General features: G+C 63.8%; 1 protein-coding gene. It reads right to left on the reverse strand.

Annotated features, from left to right (window positions below; genetic code table 11):
• A partial coding sequence (locus P9228_RS30840) for an IS481 family transposase (protein ID WP_278052568.1) occupies positions 1-689 on the reverse strand: 689 nt, incomplete at its 3' end.
• Between the last annotated feature and the right edge of the window lie 88 nt (positions 690-777).

Here is a 777-nt window from a genome sequence, read left to right on the forward strand (position 1 = left end):
TTGGCGAAGGCCTTTGATCTGTAGCAGGAGCCGTTGTCGGTCATGACGCGGGCTATCGTGACGCCGAGGCTGGCGTAATAGGCGACCGCGGCCTTGAGGAAGGCGATGGCGCACTCCTTTTTCTCGTCGGGCAGGATTTGCGAGAAGGCGATGCGGGACGCGTCGTCGATGCAGACATGGACGAACTCCCAGCCGGCGCCGCGCGACTTGCCCTTTTGCGGATCGCCGGTGATACGATGGCCGACTTGGCTGAAGCGGCCGAGCTTCTTGATGTCGATATGGATCATCTCGCCGGGATGCTCCCGCTCGTAGCGCCGGACCGGTTCGGCCGGCTCGATATCCCTGAGCCGCGACAGCCCGGCACGCTTGAGAACCCGGCTGACGGTGGCGGGCGAGACGCCGACCTCATGGGCGATGTGCTTGCCGGTCAGCCGCTGGCGACGCAAGGCTGCGATGCGCTCGGCCACGGACTGTTCGGTCAGGCTCGGCATGACGGTGGGCCGCGACGAGCGGTCGACCATGCCGGCCCGCCCTTTGGTCTTATAGCGCTCGACCCAGCGCGCCACGATCTTGGCCGACACGCCATAGACGCGCGCCGCATGGGCTTTGGAAAAAGCGCCTTCTATCACCGATAACGCCATCTCCTCTCGACGCAGCGGTGTGAGACGGGCATTCTTGTGGATGTTCATTCGGACCCTCCGATGGATGCTGAAGCGTGGTAACTCCAGTCTCCTCGGTCCGGTCCGAATGGACAACCTCTCGAAAGCTCACACCTAG

The sequence above is a fragment of the Mesorhizobium sp. WSM4898 genome (assembly GCF_029625845.1).
GTDB lineage: Bacteria > Pseudomonadota > Alphaproteobacteria > Rhizobiales > Rhizobiaceae > Mesorhizobium.